This window comes from Mycoplasma sp. Pen4 (assembly GCF_014352955.1).
Lineage (GTDB): Bacteria > Bacillota_I > Bacilli_A > Mycoplasmatales > Metamycoplasmataceae > Mycoplasmopsis.
Window position 1 is genome coordinate 497,049 of the sequence record NZ_CP060691.1, and the last position, 20,236, is coordinate 517,284.

17 protein-coding genes are annotated in these 20,236 nt (G+C 29.3%); 7 read left to right on the plus strand and 10 right to left on the minus strand.

Features of this window, described 5'->3' with window-relative positions:
• Window positions 1–3: 3 nt before the first annotated feature.
• From H9M94_RS01795 to lepA, 4 genes are all read right to left on the minus strand, one after another.
• Window positions 4–3,849 carry a putative immunoglobulin-blocking virulence protein gene (locus tag H9M94_RS01795; RefSeq protein ID WP_187469271.1) on the minus strand — a complete coding sequence of 1,282 codons (3,846 nt, stop codon included), beginning with the start codon at window positions 3,847–3,849 and terminating at the stop codon, window positions 4–6.
• A gap of 395 nt (window positions 3,850–4,244) precedes the next feature.
• Window positions 4,245–6,158 (minus strand): M13 family metallopeptidase, encoded by a 1,914-nt coding sequence (locus H9M94_RS01800; protein ID WP_187469272.1) that lies wholly within the window; start codon window positions 6,156–6,158, stop codon window positions 4,245–4,247.
• Between the two features lie 228 nt (window positions 6,159–6,386).
• Window positions 6,387–6,836, minus strand: coding sequence for a GAF domain-containing protein (locus tag H9M94_RS01805; protein WP_187469273.1), 450 nt, complete (start codon window positions 6,834–6,836; stop codon window positions 6,387–6,389).
• Window positions 6,837–6,938: 102 nt separating this feature from the next.
• Window positions 6,939–8,747 carry a translation elongation factor 4 gene (gene lepA, locus H9M94_RS01810; protein WP_187469274.1) on the minus strand — a complete coding sequence of 603 codons (1,809 nt, stop codon included), beginning with the start codon at window positions 8,745–8,747 and terminating at the stop codon, window positions 6,939–6,941.
• Window positions 8,748–9,171: 424 nt separating this feature from the next.
• Between lepA and H9M94_RS01815 the strand changes: the two genes are divergently transcribed.
• The 6 genes from H9M94_RS01815 to pip all read left to right on the plus strand — a co-directional run bounded on the left by H9M94_RS01815 (window position 9,172) and on the right by pip (window position 14,591).
• Window positions 9,172–10,149, plus strand: coding sequence for a LacI family DNA-binding transcriptional regulator (locus H9M94_RS01815; RefSeq protein WP_187469275.1), 978 nt, complete (start codon window positions 9,172–9,174; stop codon window positions 10,147–10,149).
• Between the two features lie 87 nt (window positions 10,150–10,236).
• A complete protein-coding gene (locus tag H9M94_RS01820) occupies window positions 10,237–11,436 on the plus strand; it encodes a potassium channel family protein (RefSeq protein WP_222931573.1) in 1,200 nt (399 codons plus the stop codon).
• Window positions 11,429–12,256, plus strand: a complete 828-nt coding sequence (locus tag H9M94_RS01825; protein ID WP_187469276.1) for a deoxyribonuclease IV — start codon at window positions 11,429–11,431, stop codon at window positions 12,254–12,256. Before H9M94_RS01820 ends, H9M94_RS01825 begins: the two co-directional genes overlap by 8 nt.
• Window positions 12,257–12,348: 92 nt before the next feature.
• Window positions 12,349–12,501, plus strand: coding sequence for a 50S ribosomal protein L33 (gene rpmG / locus H9M94_RS01830; RefSeq protein ID WP_187469277.1), 153 nt, complete (start codon window positions 12,349–12,351; stop codon window positions 12,499–12,501).
• Window positions 12,502–12,606: 105 nt separating this feature from the next.
• The gene (locus H9M94_RS01835) at window positions 12,607–13,650 is read left to right on the plus strand and encodes a M24 family metallopeptidase (protein WP_187469278.1); all 1,044 of its coding nucleotides are present in this window, start codon (window positions 12,607–12,609) and stop codon (window positions 13,648–13,650) included.
• 5 nt (window positions 13,651–13,655) lie between these two features.
• Window positions 13,656–14,591, plus strand: a complete 936-nt coding sequence (gene pip, locus H9M94_RS01840) for a prolyl aminopeptidase (RefSeq protein WP_187469279.1) — start codon at window positions 13,656–13,658, stop codon at window positions 14,589–14,591.
• An 86-nt stretch (window positions 14,592–14,677) separates the two neighbouring features.
• On the opposite strand, the gene nusG is transcribed toward pip, so the two are convergent.
• The 6 genes from nusG to H9M94_RS01870 form a co-directional block, all read right to left on the minus strand.
• The gene (gene nusG / locus H9M94_RS01845; protein ID WP_187469280.1) at window positions 14,678–15,280 is read right to left on the minus strand and encodes a transcription termination/antitermination protein NusG; all 603 of its coding nucleotides are present in this window, start codon (window positions 15,278–15,280) and stop codon (window positions 14,678–14,680) included.
• Between the two features lie 24 nt (window positions 15,281–15,304).
• Entirely contained in the window at window positions 15,305–15,547 is a 243-nt protein-coding gene (gene secE / locus H9M94_RS01850) for a preprotein translocase subunit SecE (protein ID WP_187469281.1), read from the minus strand.
• Window positions 15,547–15,696, minus strand: coding sequence for a 50S ribosomal protein L33 (gene rpmG, locus H9M94_RS01855; RefSeq protein ID WP_187469282.1), 150 nt, complete (start codon window positions 15,694–15,696; stop codon window positions 15,547–15,549). Before rpmG (H9M94_RS01855) ends, secE begins: the two co-directional genes overlap by 1 nt.
• Window positions 15,697–15,763: 67 nt before the next feature.
• On the minus strand, window positions 15,764–16,402 hold the full coding sequence (locus H9M94_RS01860) for a hypothetical protein (RefSeq protein ID WP_187469283.1): 639 nt from the start codon (window positions 16,400–16,402) through the stop codon (window positions 15,764–15,766).
• Window positions 16,380–17,177: a 23S rRNA (guanosine(2251)-2'-O)-methyltransferase RlmB gene (rlmB, locus tag H9M94_RS01865; RefSeq protein WP_187469284.1), complete on the minus strand. Its 798-nt coding sequence runs from the start codon at window positions 17,175–17,177 to the stop codon at window positions 16,380–16,382. The genes H9M94_RS01860 and rlmB overlap by 23 nt, the downstream gene beginning before the upstream one ends.
• A 7-nt stretch (window positions 17,178–17,184) precedes the next feature.
• On the minus strand, window positions 17,185–18,408 hold the full coding sequence (locus H9M94_RS01870) for a class I tRNA ligase family protein (RefSeq protein ID WP_187469285.1): 1,224 nt from the start codon (window positions 18,406–18,408) through the stop codon (window positions 17,185–17,187).
• Between the two features lie 157 nt (window positions 18,409–18,565).
• Between H9M94_RS01870 and argS the strand changes: the two genes are divergently transcribed.
• A complete protein-coding gene (gene argS, locus H9M94_RS01875; RefSeq protein WP_187469286.1) occupies window positions 18,566–20,218 on the plus strand; it encodes an arginine--tRNA ligase in 1,653 nt (550 codons plus the stop codon).
• Window positions 20,219–20,236: the final 18 nt, after the last annotated feature.

Consider the following 20,236-nt stretch of genomic DNA (forward strand, 5'->3'; position numbering starts at 1 on the left):
CTCCTATTTTTTGACTATTATTCTTCCACCATAGCTTGATCCGAATCTTCCTCAAGCTTGTGTTCTACTTAAGAAATCAGCGTCTTCTTGTGAATCTACAATAATAGAATTGAATGTTTCTCTACCTGCTTCAAGTAATCCATAAAGACTTAAACCGAAGTTGTCTCCAATATCTCTAAAGCTACCTGTAAGGTGTAAAATGTTTGTGTCGTCATTATCAAATACTAATTTTGCACGATCTGGACCCCTTAGAACTAATGCCCCAAATTGACCAGGAACGATTTCTCCAAATGGTAATTGGAATTCTTGACCATCGTTGTGTAATTTAAGTTCACGGAAAACACGACGGTTTAATGGAATATCTTTAAGTGATTTTAAAGTTGGATTAAGACTTAAGTCAATGTATTTTGGTCATCCTTGATCACCTCATGAACCGTTGAATACTTTTCAATCTTGGTGAACTCTTAAGATAATGTCAAATCCTTCTTTAATATCTTCAAAATTATCATGTCTTGAAGGTCTAATTGTATCAAATTGAATTGATGCACCACGTTTAGCTGGCGATGTATCTTCTCAACCTTTATTTAAACCACCTTCGTAAGGTACGAATGCTGTATTTTTGAATCCAACACCATCAATTCCTCAACGTTGTCTTCCTCTTATATCTGTATTTTGCATTGTTGTATAAACAGCAACTTCTTGTAAGTGAATATCTTTTAATCCCGCAATCGCAGAAGTATCTGTTGTTTCAAAGAACAATGTTACTTGTTGAATATTGCTTGGTATTTGAGATAAAAGATTTCTTAATGATTCGTTTTTGTCTCTAAGACCAATGTTGTTTACTCTAAGAATTGTAACTTCTGGGTGTGCTTTAAGGATTTCAATAAATTTGTTGTATCCTTTTAAGTTTGAAGCATCTACTTCAAGTAAGAATTGATCTGGTTGACCCCTTGAAACATCATCTTTACCATTTGGTACATATTGGTAAACTCTTAAACCATCATCTTTTGAAGTTTGACGTCCTGTTCTAGGATCAAACTCATTTTGATTACGTTCATAACTCTTAGTGATTTCATTAAATGTATCTGAGGCATCATATTTATTTCATCCAGGGAAATTGTTTTTAAGAATTTGTTCTGGATTACGGTCTCATTTTGAGTTGAATTTAAGAACACGTTTTTTGTTATTTGAAATTGTACGGTTAAAGACTGGGTTGTCACCTTCATTTATGTAAGTGAAATGGAAACCAATATCAAATCCTCATCCATTTCCGCTTACTTCGAAACTGATTTTTCTACCTTTTTGAGCTTCACTCTTAGCGATTTCTAATGCAGCTTCCATTTGTCTTTTCATAATTTCTCTAAGTTGTTCTCTAGTGTATTGTGGTCCATCAAATTTAATTGTTGATTTACCATTTAATCATTTAGCGAACACTTCAAGTCATTCTGGATTACGTTTATAAACTTCTTTATAAACATCTTTTAAGTTTTCTGCAGTGAAATCAACATTAGAATCAATTAATTTATTTAATTTATCAAATCTTTCTTGTTGATCTTGAAGAATGAATTCTGATGGATTTACATCTTTTGGTTCTGGATATGAAGATTTCTTATCTGGAATATCTAGTGTGTCAGGATTAACATATGCACCTTGTTGACGTAAAACTTCAGAAACAGTTTTTTCATCTTTAGGTGTAACAGGTTCAGGTGTTACTTCAGGTTGTTTTGGTTTTTCAACTTGTTTTGGAACAACTTGAATAATAGCACTTGAATCAATTGGGAATGTTTGTGCTTGACTTTTTGAACGTAATACATATCCATTTGGTACTAATTCTTGGATTTTTGGAACATTATTGTCTGCAAAAGTACCATTTTTTGTTTCAACAACTTTTCCATCATACATAAATGTAATGCTATAGTAGTGAATTACACTATCTTTTTCAACAATAATATCAATTGTTTTACCCAATTCAATAAGTGGTAATCCCCCACTTACATGGTAGCCTTTAGGTAGAAAATCTCTTCACTTAATTTCTTCAGTTGAGTTTTCTACAGTTCTAAAGGTATGGCTTGCAATTTCGGTTCCATTGATAGTTTTAAAGATAATTTTTGTATCAACATATTTAACAATTTTTGAAACTAAAATTTTAGTAGTTTCACCTGGATTGTAAACAAATGGTCTGTCAGGATAAGCTAATTGATATCCTTTAGGTAAAATTGCAATTATGTCTTCTTTTGTAATTGTTTCATTGCTTAGTTTTGCAATAGAACGGTCTTGACCAACTTTTTCATTTGTTGCTACGTTAATGAACTCAAAAGTTGAAACAATGTTTAATTTATTAACATTAATTTGATATGTATGATTGTTTTCATCTAATGTAATTACAGTATCTTGTGCTTGTGCGCCATCTTCAGGTTCAGCAATCACATATCCAGCTGGTAATAATGTTCTTTTAGCAGCGTCAATAGTTTGTCCTTTTTCCCCTGTAACTTGTCTTGTTGAAACGATTCTACCATTTCATAAGTAGTTAATTGTAATTGAAATAGGTTCTGAAATTTGAATTACAAATATCTTATTTGTCTTACCTGGTTGAATTGTTGGATTTTCTTTTGAAGCTAATTTATAACCTTTAGGAAGTCAATCTGGATCATAATCAATTGCATCACCTTCATATGATTCAAAATTAACTGGTGTTCCAACCGATTGAGCTGTAACTTTATCAATAAATTCAATAAATGTTCTAACTAACTTTTTAATTGGTTTAACATAAATATCTGTGACACCACCAAGCGTTACTGTTACTTGTGAGTCTGGATCAGCTAATTCATAATTATCAGGCATGTAATTTGTATAATCAATTGTTGCACCTTCTTCAGTAATAACTTTTTGACTTTTTACAATAACTTTTTCATTTGATTGTTTAATTTCAATAAAGTTAATTGTTGATGTAACTTTTTGTTTGATTTTTTCAATAGTTATTTCTATATTTTTTGAATCTTCAGCAATTGGATATTCAAATTGTGCACCATCAGGTAATTTGTAACCTTCTGGTATATATTTAATAATATTAAGGTTTTCACCTTCTTTAGTTTTAACTTCAACTGGTTTATCAATAATTGCACCGCTTGAATCTTTAAAACTTAAAGTTACATTTACTTCTTTATGAACTTTAGCTACAAAGTATCTATTTGTAAAACCAATTTTGATACTTGTGTTTTGAGAATCTACCATTTCATAACCTTCTGGCACGATAGCAGATAAATCAAATGTTGATGTAATTTCTGAATTTTGTTTTGTAACAGTCCCAACAACTGTTTCATCTGAATTGTTACCACTTAAATCAGTTGTAAAGAATACAAAACTAGTTTCACTATTTTGTTTCTCTGGTACAACTCAGATAATATTTTCTGGTGATCCTAATTGAGCATCTATTTTTTGACCATTTGGATATCTTTCAGGGTCAAAATTATAACCATTTGGAATTAGGTTTTGAATTTGCATTTGTAGCGCTTCATCAGATTGTGAATAAAACTCAATTTTCTTAACAACTTCTTTTGTCCCCGAGTTTTTAAAAATTAAAGTTGTTTTAACTTGAGAATCATCTTTTTTCGCTTTACCCTTATCCGCATTAACGTCAGTGTTCGATGAATAAGACGGTTGAAACGTTACAACTACTTTGCTAATTGTAGATTGCTTGTTGTCATTGTCATCAAGAACCTTCGTGTTATTTCTTTGTATATATTTATTCTTGATACTATACACAGTCAATCCGGCAGCAGCAAGCGCAAGAATTCCACCAGATATTATGATAGCAGTTTTGATATATTTGAGTTTCTTAGCCTTAATCATATTATTGCTCTCCTTGTATTGTGTAGTTTGGTCTAATGTATATTAGATTACCTTGTTATTTATTTCTTTGAATTCTTACATAATTATTTTACTTAATACAAAAAAGAATTTTTTTCTTTATTATTAAAATTTAATATATATACTTTAAGTATATATATTAACATTTAAAACATTTTAATTTTGAATATCTTTAAAAAGTTGTATATATATACTTAAAGTATATATATACAAAGAATATAAGAAAGATGGTGTGGTTTCTTATTAGTTATGGGTATTTATAAGTTAAAGAAAAACTTTTGTATCTATTTTGTAGGGTTAAACAGAATATGTTCTTTTCAATAAATCTGGATAATAAAAAAACAACATCTTTTACAATGTTGTTTAAAAATTCTAAATTATCAAATTTTAATTCTTTTATCTTTCGGTAAGAACATCTTATCTTCTTCTTGGATTTCGTATGTTTCTTGGAATAAATCTGAGTTCATTAATAATACATTTGCACGTTCTTTAGCAGGTGCATGAACATCTTGCTCTAATTGAATTTTAGCTGATGAATCTGACTGAATTTGTCTTCAGCATGTTGCTCAGTTTTCAAAGAAATCTTTTGGATTGAAATCTTTTTCTCTTGAAGCCGCTTCTAATGCACATGAGAACCCACCAATATCAGCAATGTTTTCTGAAACAGTTAATGTACCATTTACTTTTCCGTTTGGTGTAATTCTTGAATCATATAATGCAATAACGTCTTTTGTTTTTTCTTCAAATCTTGCTCTATCTTCATCTGTTCATCAATTGTTTAAACTTCCATTTTCATCAAATTGTGAACCATTGTTATCAAATGCGTGAGAAATCTCATGAGCGATAACTGCTCCAATTGCTCCATAGTTAGCTGATGATGATTGATTTAAGCTATAGAATGGTTTTTGTAAGATTGCTGCTGGGAAAACAATGTGATTTGCGAATGGATGGAAGTATGCATTAACCATAGCAGGTGACATACCTCAGAATTTAGGATTTGTTTCTTTTAAGTATAATGAGAAATTATATTCAGTCATAATACGACCAAAGTTTTTAACATTTTCAAATAAGTTTGAACCATCTTCGTATGTTTTAACAATTAATTTTTCGTAGTATGGTCTGATTTCTTCAGGGTAACCAACCATTACACCTAATTTATTAAGTTTTGTAATTGCTTTTTGTTTTGTTGCTGGTGAAAGTCATGTATTTTCTTGTAAACGTTCTCTGTAAATGTCAATCATGCTATAAATCATGTGTTCAACATCTTTTTTAGCTTCTTCACCGAAGTATGTGTGAGCATAGTAAAGACCTAATGGCATACCATAGTAACGTTCTGCAACATCATATGCATATAAATCTAATTTACGTGCTTCTTTAATTTCATATAAAGCTTGTCTATATTTGAAAGCAGTTAATCTAATATCTTCAGATAAGTAACCTGTAAGTGCTAACATGTTTTTAATAAAGCATAATGCTTTGTATCCTTCAAAGTTTTCATCACTATAAAGTTTATCTACCGCTTCAATATATCTTACATTTGTACATGCAATTTGTTTAACATCATCTTTAACTAATGAATTGGCAATTTCTGAGATGTTAAATTGTTTTACAGTGTCTTTGTATCACTCGATGTCTTTTAAGTTGTATAAAGCCACGTAATCGGCCTTCTCAACGCTTGAAAGAACATATTCAACCACCTTAGCATCAAATTTGATTGCTTTTTTAATTAAATCTTGTGCTTCAGCTTGAGTTTTTCCGTATGAAACAAGTAATTCTTCAACTACATCACTTCAAACTTTTAATAATTTTTCTTTTTGTTCTTGATCTTGATATTTTTCTTTACTTGGAAGGATTAATGATTGATCATCTAATCATAAAATTTTAATTTTGTTGTTTACAAAATCTTCATCACATCCAAAAGATAAAGGCAAGTATGTATAACCTTCTTCAATTTCATATTTGTAGTAATTTTCTGAAATGTTTTTGAATGATGGAATTGCTAAAATATTATCTAAGAATTTTCTAACTGGTTCTCATCCAAGTTTTTTTCTAGTACCAGCATCTGCAACCATTTGATATAACTTTACATATTCATGAATAAGTTTATCTTTTGGTAATTCTCTTTTACCTGATGCTCATTCAATAGTTAATGTTTTAAGTAATTTTTCTGTGTGTAAATCTATTTCACCAAATGCAGAAATACCTGAACGATCAGCAGGAATTTTTGTTGTTTGTAATCAATCATGATTTATGTAATCATGAAAGTCATCTTGTAATCTTGGTTTATTCATATTTCTCCTTGTTTAAGTTTAATAATTAAATTATATTAGAAAAGCTATAACATTGCATAAAAGTAATAAATGTGGAATGAAATCCGAGCAATCATATCTATAATTGTTTTTTATACTTTTGAAATTAACCTTTTATAACTTGAGCATAGTTTTATAAGTATCCGCAAACAACAAAAAACACATCACTTAATAACTAAAGCAATGTGTTAATATTTTTCTCATTTTAGATTATTTGTTTAATAAACTTGCAAGTTTATTTTCTAATCATTCTACTAATTCTTTTAGATCATTTGTGAGTTGCTCATCAAATCTACTTAAAACTGGGGCATCAATATCTAAAACACCAAAAACTTGATCATTAATAATGATTGGTAAAACTATTTCTGATTTACTATTTGCATCACATGCAATATGATCACTAAATGTGTGCACATCATCAACAACTACTGTTTTTCTAGTTGTAGCAGCATATCCGCAAACACCACGTGAAAATGGAATCATTGAGCAAGCAATTTTACCTTGGAATGTGTGTAGATATAATGTTTCTCCTTCTGCTAAATAAAATCCAACTCAATTTAAGTTATCTACTGTATCGTTTATGTATGCAGTTGTATTTGATAAAAGAGCATTAACTCTATTTTCTGCATCTAATAAGCTAATATATTCTTGTTTTTTCATGCAAATATTATAATTAAAAACTCACTTTTTCAATTTTAAAAAAGTTTAAATATTAACTTTTGCATCAAAAAACACATTTAAGATAAATGTGCCTTTTAGTAATTATTTTTTAGGTTCAATATTGGTTTTTAAAACTGATAAAAATGCTTCTTGTGGGACTTCGATTGAACCAAGTTTTTTCATTCTTTTCTTACCTTCTTTTTGTTTTTTAAGAAGTTTTTGTCTACGTGTAGGGTCCCCACCATAAAGTTTCGCAGTAACATCTTTACGGAAAGCTTTAATTGTTTCACGTGCAATAATTTTTCCACCAATTGCTGCTTGCACAGGGACTTCGAAATTTTGACGAGGAATTGCATCTTTTAATTTAATACATAATTCACGTGATTGTTCTTGTGCTTTATCACGGTGACAAATAATTGAGAAAGCATCAACTTTATCTCCATTTAAGAGAATATCAACTTTTACTAAATCACTTTCTCTGTATCCGATTCATTCATACTCAAATGACGCATATCCCTTTGTGGTAGATTTTAAACGATCGAAGAAGTCAAATACAGTTTCTGCTAATGGTAATTCATAAACAACCATTGTACGTTTTTGATCAACTGCTTCAAGTGTTTTGTAAATTCCACGTTTATTTTGACAAAGTTCCATAACATTACCAATAAATTCATTTGGAACAAAGATTGATGCTTCAACATAAGGTTCTTCAATTTTCTCGATAAATGTTCTATCTGGGAATAATGTTGGATTTGAAATCATTTCAATTGGTCCCTTTGTTGTAGTAACTTTGTACTCAACAGAAGGTGAAGTTGCAATGATACCAACTTTATACTCACGGTCTAATCTTTCTTGAAGAATTTCCATGTGTAACATTCCTAAGAATCCAACACGGAAACCAAAACCTAATGCTTTTGATGTTTCTTGTTCTCAAACAATTGATGAATCACTAAGTGAAATCTTTTCAAGACTTTCTTTTAGATCCATATAATCACGTGTGTCAATTGGATAAAATCCTGTAAAGACAACTGGCTTCATCTTTTTGTAACCAGGTAATGCTTTGTCAGTTGGTTTTTCAATTAAAGTAATTGTATCCCCAACATTAACCTCTTTAGCATCTCTGATTGCTGCAGAAACTCATCCAACTTCACCAGCAACTAATTTATCTTTCTTGGTTTCATGTGGGTTTCTTACCCCTAAATCAATTACGTGGTAGTGGTTATCTTCATCAGTACGTGACATGAATTTGAAACGATCTCCAGTTTTTAATTCACCTTCAAAAACACGAATCAACATAACAACACCACGATATGGATCAAAGTAACTATCAAAGATTAATGCTTTTAATGGTTTTGTATCATCTGCATCCTTTGGAGCAGGAATATATTCAACAATAGCATCAAGCAACTCTGGAACCCCTAATCCTGTTTTAGCCGATACTAAAATAGCATTATCAGTTGGAATACCAATAACTTCTTCGATATCTGCTTTTACTCTTTCGACATCAGCACTTGGTAAGTCGATTTTATTAATAACAGGTAAAATCTCTAAATTGTTTTCTAAAGCTAAATAAACATTAGCTAAAGTTTGTGCTTCAATACCTTGAGTTGCATCTACTAATAATAATGCACCTTCAGAAGCAGCAAGTGAACGAGATACCTCATATGTAAAGTCGACGTGACCAGGAGTGTCAATTAAGTGAAAAATATAATCCTTGTACTTAATTTGTACTGCATTTAATTTAATTGTAATTCCACGCTCTTGTTCTAAATCCATTGAATCAAGGAACTGAGCCTTAAGATCTCTATTCGCAACTGTGTTTGTAAGTTCCAAAATACGATCTGCTAATGTACTCTTTCCGTGATCGATGTGAGCGATAATTGAAAAGTTTCTAATCTTTGATTTATTCATGATTTAAATTATATATAAAAAAATTTTGCATTCTTTAAAAATGTCTTATAATGTTATCAGTGCTTTAGGAAACTAAAGAATGAGATATCTACAAGATATCGCTGCTTGCGGAATATAAAATCGCCTTTCACGTAATAATTTAAAAGCTCTTCGGAGCTTTTTCTTTTATTTTGAAATTAAGGTGTAATTTGTCGTTTTTTGCTTAAAAAGCATTTTTTGAGAAAAAATGTGGAAATCAAAAACATCTATTATTATGGTTTTTTGGTTAAAATGTGGAATTTTTATGTTAATTTTTCAACGTTATTTGTAGCACAAAATAATATTTTTTGTTGCATTTCCATAATAAAAAATGAATAAAAAAATATTAAAAAACTTTTTTGACTATGTGCAAAACGTTTTTGCATAAATTTAATATAATTAAATTATGAAAAAACCAATATCATACAAAGATATTTCAGTTCTTGCTGGAGTTTCTATATCGACAATTAGTCGTTTCTACAATAATGGTTACGTTTCTAAAAAAACTAGACAAAAAATCAGCGCCATTATTGATCAAAACGAATATGTTCCTAACCATGGTGCTCGTATCATCAAAGGTAAGGATACTTCAGTTTTTGTTATTTCACCAATTTATGGACATAATTACTATAACCAAATCATCAACGGTATTATCGCTGCATGTATGAAATCAGGTCGTAGAGTGACTACAACCTACACAAAGGACGAAACAAGAGATTATATAGAAACTGTTAGGTACGTTTTATCATGAAAACCAACATCTATCGTGTTGTTTGTTAATAAATATGATCGTGAATTATTCACATATTTACGTAATGTTACAGATGTTTCAATTGTTGTATATGGACATGAAGTTCCTGGAGTTTCATGAATCACAACAGATGAAAAGAAAGCATTCTATGAGTTAACTAAGACTTTCATTGCTAAAACACCTATGGATCAAAAAGAAAAGAAATATATCTTTTTAGAAGATCAAAAGTTAACCGATATTCAAAAAACAGAACGTTACGAAGGGTTTGAACAAGCTTGTCGTGATTTACAAGTTAATCATGCTAAATGTCAAGTTCATCCAAAAAGAAAACCAGAAGATATTAGTAACATTATTACTTATGCAAAAAACAACAAATATTGAAATGTAGTGTGTTCATCACATGAAACATTTGTTTCTTTATCAAACCGTTCAACTAAAAATACTTTACGTTTAACTGACATCGGTTATCAGTCAATTTATGACAATCTTAAAACATATGCAAGTAAAATTTTTATCGATTATCCACTAATCGGATTAGAAATTGAAAGAATGATTGAAACACAATTAAAAGATAATGAAGTTCAAACCAAAGTTGTTGAACTTGAATTAATTGATGGTGAGCAATCAAAATAGTGAGAAAGAACCAAAAGCGCTTAATCCAAGCGTTTTTTGTTTTGATAAAACTATAAAATCTACCTTAGAATTAAATATAATATAGTTATGAAGAAATTTTTTAATAAAAACGATGCAATTAATGACATTTTTTTAAACAGAAAAAACTTTTTAACTGCTTTGTCATTGGTTGTTTGATCAAAACGGGATGTGCCTAGTGATCTTGAAAAACATAAAAGAGGGATTACATTTTGAACATTTGCATATGCTATTGCAGTTTCAATTGCATGTTTTGCTTCATTTGTTTTCTTGATTGAAATACCTACTACTGCACTAGGTTACATTCACTGAGAACGCTTTATTGTAGCGTTACAAATCATTACACTACTATTATTTATTATTGACTATGGACTACATATGGCAACATATAAATATCGCCATACTGAAATACAAAAACCACTGTGAAAAATGACTTTAAAATACATTTTTTCATTCAAAGGTATCATTATACTTTTATGTATTTTATCTTCATTAAATGCTGTGACTTATTTCTTAAGCAATAATGAATTAGATAATTATAGAAAGACACCAATTTACAATTTCTTTAATGGTTTTAAAACTCTTAATGCCTTAAAGGTAGTTAGATTCTTCTTTATATTAACCTTATTCACACCATTCAAAATCATTTCAGGTGTCTTTGAAAAACAAAAATCAACTTTATCTTATATCTTTCTTTTAATTGTTGTTGTTATCTTCATTTTTGCATTATTAATTTGAAATAATGAATTAGAATATCTTAAACAACAACAAGTTTCATGAATTAAAGAAAACATCGCTCCAGCGACAATTTTAAATGATCCAAATTATAGTTCATATACTAAAGTTGCTGACTGAAACAAAATTCAAAATAATAATATTGACATCATCAAAGCATTTAATGATTTCATGAATAATTGAAAACCTGCTGATAATGATGTTCAAGCATGAACTCAAAAAACTAATTGAGAAAATGAATTTAACTCAATTTCAAATGGATACGTACAAAGTTTCATGGATTCAATTTACTTTGCTACAATTACACTAACAACAATTGGATATGGTGATTATGTACCACATGCACCAATAGCACGTGCTTTAGTGGCTTTAATGTCATTGTTAGGTATCGCAATTATTGCCATTCCTTCTGGGGTTATTGCTGGGTCTTTCTTAACACAAATCCAAAAACAAGTTTCAGATAAAAAACAATCTAAAAATAAAGCTAAAAATATAAACAATAATGACACAATTTCAAAGGAGGAAAATGATTAAATTAGGTTCACACGTTTCATTTAAAGCTCCAAATTATCTAGTTGGCGCAGTTGAAGAATCACTTTCATATAATGCTAATGCTATGATGATTTATTTAGGAGCACCACAAAACGCAAGACGTGTTGATGTATCGAAATATAAATTAGAAGAATATTTATCAAAATATCAAGACAAAATGCCACTTGAAAACATTGTTGTGCATGCTCCATACATTATTAACCCATCTAATCCTGATAAAGCAAGATTTGCAATTGATTTCTTAATCGAAGAAATTAATAGAATGAATTATATTGGGTTAAAGTGATTAGTTCTACACCCTGGTGCATCAGTTGGTTATGAAACTGAAGAAGCATTAGACACATTAGTTGATAGTCTAAATGAAGTATTGGCAAACACCAAAGATGTTGTGATTTGTATTGAAACAATGTCTGGTAAAGGTACAGAAGTTGGAATTAATTTAGAGCAAATTTCTCATATTCTTAAATGAACAAACTCAGATCGTATTAAAGTTTGTCTTGATACATGTCACATTTGAGATGCAGGATATGATATTAAAGATTATGAGAATTTTAAAAACGAATTGAAGCAATGAGATTTACTAAAAGAAATTAAAGTTATTCACTTGAATGATTCTAAAAACGAAATTATGTCGCACAAAGATAGACACGCAAATATTGGTACAGGATGTATTGGTACAGAAGCTTTAAAAAGATTTGTTCATGATCCAGATTTTGAAAACATGCCAATAATTCTTGAAACACCAGTTCCGGAAACTGGTCCAATCTACAAAGAAGAAATTGAACTTTTATTAAACAAATAGACTGCACTAAAAAAATTTAGAAAAATGCATTTTTTGTTTATAATATAAAAGACTTATTTAAATATATTTAAAAATCAAGTAAAGGAGCTATTATGGCAAGAGAAGGTTACACATTAGTTTGTGCTGAATGCAAAATGGAAAACTACATTTCTAAGAAAAACAAAAAGAACCACCCAGAAAAAGTGGAACTTAACAAATACTGCGCTAAATGCAACGCACACACAAACCATAAAGAAAAGAAATAAGCATAGCTCTTTTCAATAAAATTAATAATAATATTAACTTAGGCATTTGTCTAGGTTTTTTTATAAAGGTTTATAATATATATAAATTTATTTATAGGAGACGAAATGAACAGAATTAAATTAGATGAAATGTTTGAAAAAACAGGAGTAGAAGTTTTAATTTCTGAAGCCCCTCAAACTAGATTATGATATGCTGATGTTCAAACATCAGATGGTTTTATTGCCATTGAAAAAGACAAAGCAACATTATTTGTTGATGGACGTTACATTGAATACGCACAAAACAATGCCAAAAATGTTGATATCGTTTTAATCAAAGGCAATTCACTTGCTGAATGATTTAAAAATAAAGGATTCAAAAAAATCGCTTTAGAAAAAAACTACTTAACAAAAGAAGTCGAAAATAGAATTGTTAAAATGGTAAACCCAGAGCACATTGAATGAGTTGATGCACAAGCATTAAGAGTTCTTAAATCAGAAAAAGAAATCGAAACATTACAAAAAGCTATTGATATCTCACTTACAGCATTAGCAGAATTTAAAGAATGAGTTAAACCTGGCATTACTGAAAAAGAAGCAGGTGCATGACTTAACTATTTAATGAAGAAACATGGTGCTGAAAAAGAAGGTTTTGATGAAATTATTGCAACTGCAGCTTCATCAGCAGAGCCACACCACCACACAACAGATAAAAAACTTGTTGCAGGTTCATTATTAAAAGTTGATTTTGGAGCACAATATCACGGATACACAGCAGACATCACAAGAACATTTATTTTAGGTGATGAAAAAGATGCCGATCCTAAAATGCTTGAAATTTTAAACATTGTAAAAGAAGCAGCTGCTGAAGGAAGAAAAATTGTTCGTCCTGGAATTAAAGCTTCAGAAGTTGATAAAGCTTGTCGTGATTACATTAAAGCAAAAGGTTATGGTGAATATTTTGTTCACTCAACAGGTCATGGACTTGGTATTGATGTTCATGAATGACCTTCTATCTCACCTATGTCAGAGTGAGTGTTAGAACCAGGAATGGTATTAACTGTTGAACCAGGAATTTACATCGAAGGATTCGGTGGAGCAAGAATCGAAGATGATGTTTTAGTTACAGAAGACGGACACATTGTTTTATCAAGAAGAAACGAAAAATAATAAATATGAAACTTTATAATGAAATTGAACCTTATGTTCAAGATTATTTAAAAGTTGATTCACTACATCAAATATATTATGAAGTTAGCGGTAACCCAAATGGTGTTCCCGTTTTCTTTATACATGGTGGCCCAGGTGGATCAACAAACCCAAAGTGCCGTCGTTTCTTTGATCCTAATTATTACAAAATTATACTTTTAGATCAACGTGGTTGTGGTAAAAGTTTACCAACAGCAGAATTAACAAATAATACTACTTGAGATTTAGTAGAAGATATTGAAAAATTAAGAAAACATTTAAACCTTAATAAAATCATTTTATTTGGTGGTAGTTGAGGTACAACATTATCTTTATGTTACGCCATCAAATATCCACAAAATGTCTTACATTTAGTGTTGAGAGGTATTTTCTTAGCTCGTCAAGAGGATGTTGACTTTTTATATGAAAAAGGTGCTAGTTTCTTTTATCCAGAAGCATTTGAAAAATATGCAAATTATATTAAAGGTTTCCCTGGTAATTCAATACTAGAAAAATACTATAATGTTCTAATTAAAAGAGATGAAAATGCCTATGTTGCAGCTAAATACTTCTCTGAATGGGAGTCATCACTAGTTAGTGTTCATAAACCTAAACCTTTTAAATCTGATAAAATTGCAGATTATCAAATCGCCATTATGGAATCGCATTACTTTATAAATAAATCATTCTTACCTGAAGATAATTTTATTTTAAACAATGCACACATAATTAAAGATATTCCTACTCACATTGTGCACGGTCGTTGCGATGTTGATACACGTCCGGTTGGAGCATATTTATTAGCTAAACAATTAAATAATTGCAAGCTTAATTTTGTTGCCACAGCAGGTCACACACAATGAGACAGGTATAATCAATCTAAACTTATTTCAGTCATGGAAGAAATTAAAAAATTATATTAAAATCAAACCTTATACATCTATGGTATAGGGTTTTTTCTTTTGCATAAAAAAATCATGCTTTGCAACATGATTATCATTATTTAATATTAATATTCATCAGTTTGTTTTAAAACGTCTAAACTTAATTCAATTGGTGTTTTCTTACCGAATGATTCGATTTCAACAACTGCTTCGTTCTTTTCAACATCTAAAACTTTAATAACACCGATTTCACCTTTGAATGGTCCATCAATAATTTCAACAAGATCATTAATTTTAAGACCAAGTAAGTTTTTACCAAGGTTGAATAATTCTAATGCTTCTTCTTCAGTTCTAATCATTTTCTTGATTTCACGTAATGAAACTGGTGTTGGTTTAGCTCCCTTACCTGATGATCCGATGATCCCTGTAACATTTTGTGTGTTACGTACAACATATCAAGCTTCATCTGTAATATCCATATTTGCGAAAATATATCCTGGGTAGATATTTACATATTTAATTTTGTATGGTTCACCTAAACGTTTTTTCTCAATTTCTTTAGCTGTTAATGTAGGTTTTTTAAAGATTTTAAAAGCACCTGTTTCACATGCTTCTGCATTAAAACAATCTGCAACATTTTCAGCAATAATACGGTTGTTTAAAGCTTCTAAAACTTGATCTTCTTTTCCTCTAACAGTTGAGATCATATATCATTTAAAATTAGTCATATTTAATCCTTTCAGAATTTAAATTTAATTTGTTGGCGTTGATCCTAAAATAGATCATAAGTGAGTGAAACCAATTGAAACACCATAAACAAATAAAGTAAATAAGATTGTAAAAACAATTATTTTAATCATATTATGTCAGTTAGTCTTAGCAGATGGTCATCTAACACGTTTGATATCTTTAACCACTTTACGGAAGAAGTATATTTTCTTACGAGGTGGTTTTTGTGAATTATTTTGTAACTGTGTATTTGAATTTTGAGACATTAAATTTCCTCTTTGTGTAATGTATGTTCCTTACAATGTGGACAGAACTTTTTAATTTCAATTCTAGCCATATTTCCATTAGATTTATTTGTTGAATAATTCTTTTTTCTGCACATTTCACATGCTATTGCAATCTTATTTTTTTTCATAGTTAAATTTTAACACATTCAACTAAAAATGAGCCTACTTTAATAAATAAAGTAGACCCATTGATTTTTATGATATTGCATAACTTTTAAGTAGTTGGTTAGTCTCATTTAAAAATTTTATTTTCTTATTTAATTTTTCAATATTATCTTTTGCTGCTTGTATTTGAATTTCATCTATTAAAGTTTTATCTTTAGAAACTTTTGCACCTTTATCATAGGTTTCAATGTTAAAATGAGTGCGTAAATTAATAATATTCCTAAATGATTCACCTTTATTTTTTAATGAATTTTCAAAGGTATATTGAGAATTATTTAAACAATTAAAGTAGTTTAAAGTTTTTATTTTAATCAAATATCAGAAGATATTTTTGAAAGAGTTAAATGAGTTGATTTTTTGATTATTCAATGAACTTAAATGAACTATTTTGCGATTTTTTCTATCTAGTTCACAAGAATATAAATCACATATAACGGTTTCAAATTGACTTCAAATTTGATTAATAATTTCATCAATTTCAAATTCACCACTACCTGTCATTCACTGAATTTTATGAGCTAAATTCTTAATATTTTGTTCATGTATATTAGTGAATGCAAATAGTAATTTTTCAAACCTAACAATTAAAATATTTGTACTTAAAAGTAAGAATGAATAAAGATACTCTTTTGAAGCGGTATTATCTTTAGTCAAGTTTATTGATTGCATCAAAAAGCACAATACCAGTTGCTACAGAAACATTTAATGACTGGACTGAACCAAATTGTTCGATATAAACACTTTGATCAGTAACTGATAAAACACTTTTTGAAACTCCATCTCCTTCATTTCCTACCACTATTATTAAAGGTGTGTTGTATGTAACTTTTATGTGTGGGAGTGCTTGCGGATTTAATGTTGTTGCATATACTCAATATCCTGATTTCTTAAGTTTTGTCAATGTTGCAGATAAACTATTAACTTTGTAGAAGTTCATTCCAACAAAACCGCCTGATGAAATCTTGATTGCTGTAGCATTTAAATCAGCGCAATTATCTTTTGGTAAAATGATATGTTTTACACCGGCTGCATTGGCAGTACGGATAATTGCACCTAAATTATGAGGGTCTTGAATATGATCAAGTACTAAAATAACTTTAGGGTTGTGTTTAATTAAGTACTCAACGCCTTGATAGTTTATTGAACTAGGTTTGGTATATGCTACAAAACCTTGATGATTTTCTCTTGTTTCTGAATCTAAGAAACTTTTATCGACAATCTCTATTTTGATATCATCGTTAAAATATTTTTTATTATCACTATGTGCTAGTCTTATAAGATCAAATTTAAATCCATTATTATATGCATCTAAAACAGAATTCTTACCGCAAATTTTAATTATGTTATCTACTTTAGATTCTTGTCTAAACTTTGTTTGATTGCTTTTTTTGTTATCAAATGAGTTGTTTTTATTTTTTGGTTTTTTATTATAGTTTTTATTCATTTTCTTCCTAAATTAAGTGATTTTCCATTAATATTGCTCTAACTTTATCTGCTGTTTCATAATCTTTTTCAGCAAGCAATTCACGTCATTGATTATAAATTTCGATAAACTTATCAAAGTCAAAATCCTTAAAACCAAATCCAAGAGTGTTGAAAATTGCAATTAATGAAGCAATATATTTTGAATCTTTTTGTGTATTGATTAATTTAATAATGTCATTAACACTTTTATTGAAGTCACTAAATTTTCCTTCAAAGACTGAATAAAGTGTTTTTTCAACTAAGAAAACATCATAATCATCTAAATCAACATTTTGTAATTTTGCATTAAAGTAAACTCTTTTAATTTTTCTAAATATTGCTTCTACATTGGCAAAAGCGTCATCATTAACATCAATAATACTTGTCAAACCATTTAATAAAAATATCATTTTTAAAACATCAGGATTGTGTTCTTCAAGAAAACCCTTTGCTAAAACAACATTTTGCAATGACTTAGACATTTTAATTCCATTTAGATTAATTTGACCAGTACGTAATCATTTTTTGGCTAACTGATGTTTTGTTAATGCAAAATATTGAATTGCTTCGTTTTCATGGTGTGGAAATGTTAAATCCATCCCACCACCATGGATATCAACACCTTCTACTCCGAAATTCTTTAAGATCAATGCGCAACATTCAGTATGTCATCCAGGTCTACCGGCACCAAAAGGTGATTCATATTTAATTCCATGTGTAGTATTTTTTCAAAGCGCGAAATCAGCATTATAACGTTTTTTGTGATCATGATCTTCAAAATTCATCTTATCTAAATCTTGATTAGATACTACACCATAGTGTCTTTTGTATTTTTTTACATCAAATCAAACATTTCCGTCATCATCTGTATAAGCCGCTTTATGGTGTATTAAATCACCAATGAAACGAGTGATAACATTAAGGTTTTTAGTAACATATTCAACCTTAGAAATAGTGTCAATATTAAAATTTTTAAGCAACTCTAAATATTGTTTTGAATACTTTTCAGCAATCACTTCTTCTGAAACTCCCAATTCAGAAGCTTTATTAATAATTTTGTCATCTATATCTGTGATATTGTGTATAAAGTTAAACTCAATACCCAAAAATCTAGCAGATTTTAACATTAAGTCCATTGTTATAATTGGACGCAAATTCCCGATATGTACATCATTGTACACGGTCGGACCGCAAACATATACTTTAAGCATATTTAAATTATACATTAATTGCAGTTGCTAAATTAGTTCAATTTTAGTTCAATATCCCCCAAAATAAACGATAAAAGTTTCACTTTAAATACTAAGAAAAAATGCGAATTTTTATATAATATAAAAAATATTTAATAAGTCTATAAAAAGGAGCAAAATGTCACTAAAACAATTAGTTAAAAATGCGATTGTCAATGTTTTGAATAATTTTCATAATGAAGGTTTTTTAAGTAGTGAATTTAATGCAGAAAATTTAAAATTCAATATTACAGAACCAAATATTCCTGAAAAAATGAACCAAGATCAAGTTGTTTATAATTACTCAACAAATATAGCTTTCTTATTAAAACAATACGTTAAAGCAGCGCCATTTACAATTGCTGAAAAAGTAGCAAGTGAATTAGCTAAAGATGATTTATTTGTAAGAGTAGATGTTTCAATGCCTGGGTTTATTAACATTGTTTTAAGTCCAAAAGCATTTGAATTTGTTTTATTAGAAATTGCAAAAAATAAACATCTTTATGGTGGAAGTTATATTAACAAAACTCCAATTAATGTTGAGTTTGTTTCTGCTAATCCAACAGGTTTCTTACACGTTGGGCATGCACGTGGTGCAGCATTTGGTGATTCACTAGTTAGAGTTTTAAGACATGCTGGTTATGATGTTGAAGCAGAATATTATGTAAATGATGCAGGAAATCAAATTAATATTTTAGAAGCATCAGCAAGAGTTAGATATCTTGAATTATTTGGTATTCAAACCGAAATGCCAGAAGACTGCTACAGAGGAAATGATATTATTTGAGCAGCACAACAAATTAAAGATCAATATGGTGATTACTTTGTTGAATACAACGAAACAAAACGTGAAGAATTCAAAACTATTGCAACTAAAATTCTTTTAGATAAAATCAAATCAGACTTAAATGATTTCAATGTAAGTTTTAATACTTTCTCATCTGAGAAAAAACTCAAAGATGATGGTTTAATTCAACCAGTTATTGAAAAACTTAAACCAAATTGTTATACACAAGATGGAGCATTATTCCTTAAAACAACCGAATATGGCGATGACAAAGATCGTGTTCTAATTAAGAGTGACGGTTCATATACTTACTTAACACCCGATATCGCTTACCACAAAACAAAATTTGATAAATGTGACAAATTAATCAACATTTGAGGAGCGGATCACTCTGGGTACATTGCAAGAATGAAAATAGCAATGCAATGTTTAGGATACAATCCTGATAACCTTGATGTATTAACAATTCAATTAGTTAGACTTATTAAGGATGGACAAGAATTTAAAATGTCAAAAAGAGCAGGTACATCAGTTACACTTGCTGACTTGTTAGATGTATCTAATTCTGATGTAATTAGATTTATGATGTTAACAAGAGAAATCAACAATAAATTTGATTTTGATATTGATTTTGCTAACTCACACGATTCAAACAACCCAGTTTACATTGTGCAATATGCACACTCAAGAACAGTATCATTACTTGAAAAACTTAAAGAACCAAAATTCGATGAAAATGTTCAATTAACTGAAAAAGCCAAAAAAGTCATTTTACATTTAGATGAATTTGTTGAAATTATTAAAACAATCGTGAATACATCAAAAGTTAACCTAATGACACAATACTTAATCGACTTAGCTAAAGTATTTAATAGTTTTTATGCTGAGACAAAGTTAATTGGAAACGAATTTGAAGCCGCTTATGCTTTACTAGTTAAAGATGTTCAAACAGTTTTAAGACTAGGACTTAGTTTAATTGGTGTTAGTGCACCAGATTCAATGTAATAACTTTTTAAAGTTATA